Here is an 8350-nt window from a genome sequence, read left to right on the forward strand (position 1 = left end):
GGGCAGGACATCACCACCGCGCCGGAATCGCGCGGCCGCGGCCGGCGCGCCCACATTCACCACGCGCCAGGCGGCGTCGGTGCCGTCGGGCGCGCGCAGCGTCAGCACCTCCCCGGGGCGAAGCGGGCCGGTGGCGTCGAGGATGCGGTGCGGCGGCGCCTCCGCGGCGGCGGCCCCTGCCTCTTCGCCGAAGAAGCGCAGCACCCAGCCTTCCTCGTCATGACCGACATCGCCAGCCTCCGGCGGTCGGCCAGGGACCAGCCGCTTGGCCGGCCAGGGGTCGGGATCGTCGAACCAGGCCCGCGCATCCGGACGGCCCTGCGCATCCAGCGCCACGGCGAACTCGACGCGCCCGGCCTGCTCCACCTGCTCGGCGGCGTCCCAGGCCCGCGCCAGCGTCACCGTCACCAGTCGCCCGGACGAGGCCACATCGCACTCCCTTGCTGCCACCCGACACCCCGGCACAACGCCGCAGGCCGGGCGGCGGTTCAGATCGCCACGCGCACCCCGAGTTCCACCACCCGGTCGGAGGGAATACGGAAATACTCCGTGGCCGGCAGGGCATTGCGGCTGAGGATCGTGAACAGCCACTGGCGCCAGCGCGACATCTTCGGCACCGCCGCCGCCACCACCGTCTCCCGCCCCAGGAAGTAGCTGGCCTGCATCGGCTCGAAGGTGATGCCGAACTCCTGCAGCGACTCCAGCTCTTTCGGGATGTTGGGGCTTTCCTGGAAGCCGTATCGCAGGGTGACGCGGTGGATGCCAGGCGCCAGCTCCTCCACCTCCCGCCGGCGGTCGGCGGGCTCGTACGGGATCGCGTCGTTGACGACCGTCACGAACAGCACGCGTTCGTGCAGCACCTTGTTGTGCTTCAGGTTGTGCAGCAGCGCCCCCGGCAGGTAGTCGGCCTGGCCGGTCATGAAGACGGCGATGCCCGGCACGCGGAGCGTGCGGCTCTGCGGCAGGCGGGCGATGAAGGATTTCAGCGGCAGGCCGTCCTGGCGGAAGCGGGCGAAAAGCAGCTCGCGCCCGCGCTGCCAGCTCGTCATCAGCAGGAACAGCGCGATCCCCAGCATGACCGGGAAATACCCCCCATCGGGCACCTTCAGCAGGTTGGAGGCGAAATAGGTGGCATCGATCAGGAAGAAGGTGCCGAACAGCGGCAGCACCACGGCCAGCGGCCAGCGGAAATGCTTCCAGAACACCACCATCGCCAGCAGGCTGGTGCAGACGAAGGTGCCGGTCACGGCGATGCCGTAGGCCGCGGCCAGCGCATCCGATTCGCGGAATTCCAGCACCAGGATGATCACGCCGATCAGCAGGATGAAGTTCACCTGCGGCATGTAGATCTGGCCTTCCTCGGTGGCGCTGGTGTGCCGCACGGTCAGGCGCGGCAGCAGCCCGAGCTGGACGCATTGCCGCGCGACGGAGAAGGCCCCCGAGATCATCGCCTGGCTGGCGATGATCGTCGCCGCCGTGGCCAGCAGGACCAGCGGCAGGCGAAGCACTTCCGGCGCCAACAGGAAGAAGGGATTGGCGATCGCCTCGTGGTCGGCGAGCAGCAGCGCGCCCTGGCCGAAGTAGTTGAGCACCAGTGCCGGCAGAACGATGAACAGCCAGGCGACACGGATCGGCCTGGCGCCGAAATGCCCCATGTCGGCGTACAGCGCCTCGCCGCCGGTCACCGCCAGCACGACGGCGCCGAGCGCGACGAAGGCCGCCAGCGGATAGGCGGAGACGAAGTCCCATGCCGGCCCGGGCGACAGCGCGGCGAGCACGGAGGGATTCTGCACGATCTGCACCAGGCCGAGCAGCGCGAGGGTCGCGAACCAGACGGCCGTGACCGGGCCGAAGATCCGGCCCATCCGGCCCGTGCCGCGATACTGCACCAGGAACAGGCCGAGCAGCACGCAGAGCGAGAGCGGGATCACCGCCGGGTCCATGGCCGGGGACACCACGCGCAGCCCCTCCACGGCCGAGAGCACGGAGATCGCGGGCGTCACCATCCCGTCGCTGAAGAAGAGGCTCGCCCCTGCCACGCCGACCAGCATCGCCGCGCGACGCAGCCAGGTGCCCTCCGGCAGCGCGCGCAGGGCCAGCGCGGTCAGGGACATGATGCCGCCCTCCCCGCGGTTGTCCGCGCGCAGCACGAAGGTGACGTATTTCACGGTCACCACGAGGATGAGCGACCAGAAGATCAGGCTGAGGATGCCCAGGATCTCGGAATCGGCGATGCCGTCATCCGCGAACAGCAGCAGCGAGGCCCGCAGGGCATAGAGCGGGCTGGTGCCGATGTCGCCATAGACGACGCCGAGCACGCCGATGATGGCAGCCGCAGTAACCGGGCGGGCGGCCGCGGGGGGGTGGCTCAAGATCGCGCTCCGGTCGCGGAACGCCCTACGCATAGAACCGCCCGCGGCAGGGGCGCAAGCGCCGCCTGCCGGGGCGGGCCCGGCTTCAGTGCCCGCGCAGGATCTGCGACAGGAACAGCTTCAGGCGGTCGGTCTGCGGGTTGTTGAAGATCGCCTCCGGCTCGCCGCTCTCGACGATCTCGCCGCGGTCCATGAACACCACGCGGTCGGCGACCTGGCGCGCGAAGCCCATCTCATGCGTCACGCAGACCATGGTCATGCCCATCTCCGCCAGCATGACCATGGTGTCCAGCACCTCCTTGATCATCTCGGGATCGAGGGCCGAGGTCGGCTCGTCGAACAGCATGATCTTCGGCTGCATGCAGAGCGCGCGGGCGATCGCCACGCGCTGCTGCTGGCCGCCGGAGAGCTGCCCCGGATACTTCTCCGCCTGCTCGGGGATGCGCATCAGGTTGAGGAAGCCGCGCGCGCGCTCCTCGGCCTCCTTTTTCGGCATCCGGCGCACCCAGATCGGTGCCAGCGTGCAGTTGTCCAGCACGGTCAGGTGCGGAAAGAGGTTGAAGCTCTGGAACACCATGCCGACCTCGCGGCGGATGGCGTCCAGGCTGCGCAGGTCGTCGGTCAGCTCGATGCCGTCCACGACGATGCGGCCTTCCTGGTGCTGCTCCAGCCGGTTGATGCAGCGGATCATGGTGGACTTGCCCGACCCCGAGGGGCCGCAGACCACCACGCGCTCGCCGGCGGCGACCTGGAGGTTGATGTCGCGCAGCACATGCAGCGCGCCGAACCACTTGTTGACGCCGTCCAGGACGATGGCCGGCGGCGCATCCGCCTTGACGGCGGAGGCCACATGGGCCGTCAGGACCGATTCACCCATACGAGAAACCCCCTTTGTCGTTGCCCGCCACCGGCGCGCTCAGCGCCGCCGGTGCCGGTTCAGATCGCGTTCGAGATCCTGGCTGTACTTGCTCATCGCGAAGCAGAAGACCAGGTAGATGGCGCCCACCGTGATGTAGACCTCGATGCCGAAGCCCTGCCAGGCGGGCTCGACGATCGCGGTCTTGCCCGCGGTCAGCAGGTCGAAGATGCCGATGATCAGCACCAGCGAGGTGTCCTTGAAGAAGCCGATGAAGGTGTTGACCAGCGGCGGGATCACCATGCGCAGCGCCTGCGGCAGGATGATCAGCCCGGTCTTCTGCCAGTAGGACAGGCCGAGCGCGTCCGCCGCCTCGTACTGCCCGCGCGACAGCGCCTGCAGGCCGCCGCGCACCACCTCCGCCAGGTAGGCGCCGGCGAACAGCGTGATCGCCACCTGCGCGCGCAGCAGCTTGTCGATGTTCATGCCTTCGGGAAGGAACAGCGGGAACATCACGCTGGCCATGAACAGCAGCGAGATCAGCGGCACGCCCCGGATCAGCTCCACATACAGCACGCAGAGCATCTTGATCGCCGGCAGCTTGGACCGCCGCCCGAGCGCCACCAGGATGGCCAGCGGGAAGGCGAAGGCGAGCCCGAAGGTCGAGAGGATCAGCGTGATCGGCAGCCCGCCCCAGCGCTCCTGCGGGACGTAGGACAGGCCGAACACGCCGCCCCACATCAGCACGCCGATCAGCGTCAGCGTCACCAGCCAGATCGGCACCAGCGTCCAGTTCCAGAAGCGCCGCATCGCCGAGACGATGTAGAGCCCGATGAACAGCAGGCAGACCAGCGCCGGGCGCCAGTGCTCCTCGTAGGGATAGGTGCCGAACAGGATGAAGCGGTGCTTCTCCGTGATCACGGCCCAGCAGGCGCCGACGCCCTTGATCTCGCGGCAGGCGGCGGTCTGCGCCTGGCCGTTCACCACAGGGACCTCCCAGATCGCGTTGAGGAAGGCCCATTCGACGAGGCCGATCGTCCAGCGCACGATCAGATAGGCCAGCACCAGGGTGATCGCGGTGGACCACCAGCTGCCGAACAGGTTCTGCCGCGCCCAGGCGACGGCGCCCGTGGTGCGCACCGGCGCCTCGCGCGGGGCGGAGGTGTCGCCCGGCACGCCGGAGACCGCGGTGTTGAGGGTGATCTCGCTCATGGCTCAGCGCTCCACCAGCGCGATCTTGGCGTTGTACCAGTTCATGAACAGGCTGATGCTCAGGCTGATCGTCAGGTAGACCAGCATGATGATCGCGATGCCCTCGATCGCCTGGCCGGTCTGGTTCAGCGTGGTGTTCGCGATGCTGACGATGTCCTGGTAGCCGATCGCCACCGCCAGCGAGCTGTTCTTCGTCAGGTTCAGGTACTGGCTCGTCATCGGCGGGACGATCACGCGCAGCGCCTGCGGCAGCACGATCTTGCGCAGCACCTCGCTGCGCCTGAGGCCGAGCGCCTCGGCCGCCTCCCACTGGCCCTGGTTCACCGCCTGGATGCCGGCGCGCACGATCTCGGCGATGAAGCCGGCGGTGTAGGTGACCAGGCCGAGCAGGAGGGCGAAGAATTCCGGGCTGACGGTGATGCCGCCGCGGAAGTTGAAGCCGCGCAGCTCAGGGATGTCCGGCGTGAAGGGCGCGCCGAAGGCGGCCCAGACCGCGAGCGGGAAGCCCAGGATGAGCGCCAGCGCGGCCGGCCAAACCTTGCGCGGCTGGCCGTCGGCATACTGCTTCGCGCGCGCGATGCGGGCATAGATCCAGGTGAGCGCGATGCCCACCACCATCGCCAGCAGCGTCCACCAATGGGCGCTGGTCCACTCGATGAAGGGCAGCTTCATCCCGCGGTTGGAGAGGAACACGCCATCGGCGGGGTTCAGCGCCTGGCGGGGGCCGGGCAGACCCTGCAGGATGGTGTACCAGAACAGCAGTTGCAGCAGCAGCGGCAGGTCGCGGATAACCTCCACGTAGAAGCCCGCCAGCTTGGACAGCAGCCAGTTGTGCGACAGCCGGGCGATGCCGATCAGCGTGCCGAGGATCGTCGCCAGCACGATGCCGATCACCGCCACCTTGAGCGTGTTCAGCACGCCGACCGTGAGTGCCCGCAGATAGGTGTCCGAGGGGTCGTAGGGGATCAGGCTCTCGCCGATCGGCAGGCCCGCCTCGCGGCCGAGGAAGCCGAAGCCCGTGGCGATCCGTCGCACTTCGAGGTTGTGCACGGTATTCGACCACAGCCAGTAGACGATGCTCACGACGAGGCCGACGACGAGCACCTGCCAGACGATGCCGCGCACCCGCTCATCGCCCCAGGAGAGGCGAAGCGGCCGCTTCGGAGGGCCGGCGGAGGCGAAGCGCGGGTCAGTGGATGCGGACATGGTCTCCGTCCCTTGGCGGTCTGCGGCCCGCCTGGTCACGCCGCCGAGGCTGCGGAAGCGGCATCGCGGCCGGGCGGGTCAACAACGCAACCTGATCACAGCAAGAAGGGGGCCACGCCGCGTGGCGCGACCCCCTGCGCGCGATCAACGGAAGGGCGGCGCGTATTGCAGGCCACCCTTGTTCCACAGCGCATTCGGCCCGCGCTGCAGCCCGATCGGACCCAGGTTGCGCTCGAAGATCTCGCCGTAGTTGCCGACGGTGGCGACGATGTTGACCATGAAGGCGTTGTCCACGCCGAGCATGCGGCCGAGATCGCTCGTGCGGCCGAGCAGGCGCTGCGCGTCCGGCCGCGTGTCGGACTGCGCCGCCTGGCGGACATTCCCGGCATTGATCCCGAGTTCCTCGGCGGTGAGCAGCCCGAAATGGATCCAGCGCAACAGGTCCGCGAAGGCCTGGTCGCCATGGCGCACCAGCGGGCCCAGCGGCTCCTTGCTGATCACGTCGGGCAGGATGGTGTGCTCGGCCGGGCGCGGCTGCGCCGAACGCGTCGCCGCCAGGCCCGAGACATCCGTGGTGTAGGCGTCGCAGCGGCCGGCGATGTAGGCCTGCACCACTTCCTCGAGCCGCTCGATCACCACCGGCGTGAAGCGGATGCGGTTGGCGCGCGACCAGTCGGTGAGGTTCTGCTCCGTCGTGGTGCCGGGCTGGACGCAGATGGTGGCGCCGTCCAGCTCGCGCGCGCTGCGCACGCCGAGCGAGGTCTTCACCATGAAGCCCTGCCCGTCATAGAAATTGATGCCGGTGAAGTCGAAGCCGAGCGAGGTATCGCGCGACAGCGTCCAGGTCGTGTTGCGGGAGAGCATGTCCACCTCGCCCGACTGCAGCGCGGTGAAGCGGTTCTGCGCGGTGGTCGGGACGTAGCGGACCTTGCCCGGGTCGTTCCACAGCGCGATCGCGACCGCGCGGCAATAGTCCACGTCGAAGCCGCGCCAGACGCCCTGGCTGTCGGGCTGGGCGAAGCCGGCAAGGCCGGTGTTCACGCCGCAGACCAGCGTGCCGCGCGCGCGGATCGCATCGAGCGTCGGCCCGCTCACCGCGGCCGGCTGCGCGAAGGCGGGCAGGTGGGCGGTCGCCGCCAGTGCGATCCCGCCGAGGGCGCTGGCGATGGCTAGGCGCAAGGCCTTCATCCGTGTCGTCTCCAATCGGTTGCGGCCCGCGGGCGCGGACCGTCGTTCTCCCCTGCCTAGCCTGGGACACTGCGCCAGCCCTGCACAGGGATCAATGGAGGTATTCTTTCGCGGCGGGGGCGGCTCCCCGTCAACTCCGCCCCCTTCACGGACGCGTGGCGGGATGCCAGACCGCCACCGACCGCAACGGAGACCCCGCCATGCGCCGGATCGGCGCCGAGGAGCTGCGCCGCGCCCTGCCCTGGGCCGCGCTGGAAGCCGCGCTGGAACGGATCTTCCGCGAGGGCTGCGCCGCCCCGCTGCGCCATCGCCACCCCTTGCCGCAGGCCGAGGGACCGGAGGGGATGCTGCTGCTGATGCCGGCCTGGGAGCTGCCCGGCCGCCCGGGCCGGCGGCATACCGGCGTGAAGATCGTGCATGTGCTGCCTGCAAACGGGGCACGCGGCCTGCCGGCCGTCCATGCCTCCTATCTGCTCTCGGACGCCCAGACCGGCGTGCCCGTCGCGATGCTCGATGGCGGGGAGCTGACCGACCGGCGCACCGCCGCGGCCAGCACCCTCGCCGGGCGCTTCCTCGCGCGGCCCGACAGCCGGCGGCTGCTTGTGCTGGGCGCGGGCAAGGTCGCCGCCGCGCTGGCCGAAGCCTGGTGCGCCCGCTTTCCGATCGAGGACGCGGCGATCTGGGCGCGCAACCCGGCCCGCGCGGCGGAACTCGCCGCCCGGCTGGTGGCGCATGGCGTGCCGGCGCGGCCCGCCGCCTCCCCAGATCCAGGCGGCTTCGACATCGTCTCCGCCGCCACGCTGTCGGAGGCGCCGCTGGTCCGGGGCGCCGAGGTCGCGCCCGGCACGCATGTGGACCTGGTCGGCGCCTACCGCCCGGCCATGCGCGAGGGCGATTCGGCCCTGCTCGCCCGCGCCACGCTGGTGGTGGACACCCGCGCCGGCGCGCTGGCCGAGGCCGGGGACGTGGTGCAGGCCATCGCCGAAGGCGCGATCACCGAGGCCTCGGTGGCGGCGGAACTGGCGGAGCTGTGCCGCGGCGCGCATCCGGGCCGGACGCGCGCCGACGAAGTGACGGTGTTCAAGTCCGTCGGCTGGGCCGGCGAGGACCTGGCGGCGGCGGTGCTCGCCGCCGGAGGCTGATCAGCGGGCGCCGCCCGGCAGCATCCGGCGCGCCAGCCCGTCGCGACGGACCAGCGCGTGCCACAGCGTCGCCGCCACATGCAGCGCCACGGCGCCGAGCATCAGGTTCGCCAGCAGGCCGTGCACCTCCTCGAACACGCCGTGCAGGCTGCGGTCCGGCATCAGGTTCGGCACCGCGAACAGGCCGAACACCGGCAGCGGCGCGCGGCCGGTCATCGCGATGGCCAGGCCGGTGAGCGGGACCGCCAGCATCAGCAGGTAGAGCAGGGCATGCGCCGCCGCCGCCCGGCGGCGTTCCCCCGCCGGTCCGCCCGCGGCCCGCGCGCCCCCCCGCCCCCCCCCCCGCCCGCGCGGCCGCCGCCCCGCCGCCGCCC

8 protein-coding genes are annotated in these 8350 nt (G+C 70.5%); 1 reads left to right on the plus strand and 7 read right to left on the minus strand.

The features are described from left to right. From AC1MIR_RS06150 to AC1MIR_RS06175, 6 genes are all read right to left on the minus strand, one after another. Positions 1-429, minus strand: a 429-nt coding sequence (locus AC1MIR_RS06150; protein ID WP_480027304.1) for a hypothetical protein, incomplete at its 3' end; no start/stop codon positions are given. Positions 430-488: 59 nt separating this feature from the next. Further along, positions 489-2405 carry a potassium transporter Kup gene (locus AC1MIR_RS06155; protein ID WP_480027305.1) on the minus strand — a complete coding sequence of 639 codons (1917 nt, stop codon included), beginning with the start codon at positions 2403-2405 and terminating at the stop codon, positions 489-491. Positions 2406-2457: 52 nt separating this feature from the next. After that, positions 2458-3249: an amino acid ABC transporter ATP-binding protein gene (locus tag AC1MIR_RS06160; RefSeq protein ID WP_109868599.1), complete on the minus strand. Its 792-nt coding sequence runs from the start codon at positions 3247-3249 to the stop codon at positions 2458-2460. A gap of 39 nt (positions 3250-3288) precedes the next feature. Then, positions 3289-4440, minus strand: coding sequence for an amino acid ABC transporter permease (locus tag AC1MIR_RS06165; protein WP_480027306.1), 1152 nt, complete (start codon positions 4438-4440; stop codon positions 3289-3291). 3 nt (positions 4441-4443) lie between these two features. Continuing rightward, positions 4444-5646 carry an amino acid ABC transporter permease gene (locus AC1MIR_RS06170; protein ID WP_480027307.1) on the minus strand — a complete coding sequence of 401 codons (1203 nt, stop codon included), beginning with the start codon at positions 5644-5646 and terminating at the stop codon, positions 4444-4446. Positions 5647-5790: 144 nt separating this feature from the next. Continuing rightward, positions 5791-6834 carry an amino acid ABC transporter substrate-binding protein gene (locus AC1MIR_RS06175; RefSeq protein WP_480027308.1) on the minus strand — a complete coding sequence of 348 codons (1044 nt, stop codon included), beginning with the start codon at positions 6832-6834 and terminating at the stop codon, positions 5791-5793. Between the two features lie 200 nt (positions 6835-7034). On the opposite strand from AC1MIR_RS06175, the gene lhpI reads away from it, so the two are divergent. After that, the gene (gene lhpI, locus AC1MIR_RS06180) at positions 7035-7976 is read left to right on the plus strand and encodes a bifunctional Delta(1)-pyrroline-2-carboxylate/Delta(1)-piperideine-2-carboxylate reductase (protein ID WP_480027309.1); all 942 of its coding nucleotides are present in this window, start codon (positions 7035-7037) and stop codon (positions 7974-7976) included. Here the strand turns inward: lhpI and AC1MIR_RS06185 are convergent. Beyond that, a partial coding sequence (locus AC1MIR_RS06185; RefSeq protein WP_480027310.1) for a cytochrome b occupies positions 7977-8350 on the minus strand: 374 nt, incomplete at its 5' end.

It is taken from the genome of Falsiroseomonas sp. RANM36 (genome assembly GCF_056682175.1).

Coding starts and splice junctions, on each gene's coding strand:
- AC1MIR_RS06155 (WP_480027305.1), bottom strand. CDS start 2,405: ATGCGTAGGGCGTTCCGCGACCGGAGCGCGATCTTGAGCCACCCCCCC.
- AC1MIR_RS06160 (WP_109868599.1), bottom strand. CDS start 3,249: ATGGGTGAATCGGTCCTGACGGCCCATGTGGCCTCCGCCGTCAAGGCG.
- AC1MIR_RS06165 (WP_480027306.1), bottom strand. CDS start 4,440: ATGAGCGAGATCACCCTCAACACCGCGGTCTCCGGCGTGCCGGGCGAC.
- AC1MIR_RS06170 (WP_480027307.1), bottom strand. CDS start 5,646: ATGTCCGCATCCACTGACCCGCGCTTCGCCTCCGCCGGCCCTCCGAAG.
- AC1MIR_RS06175 (WP_480027308.1), bottom strand. CDS start 6,834: ATGAAGGCCTTGCGCCTAGCCATCGCCAGCGCCCTCGGCGGGATCGCA.
- lhpI (WP_480027309.1), top strand. CDS start 7,035: ATGCGCCGGATCGGCGCCGAGGAGCTGCGCCGCGCCCTGCCCTGGGCC.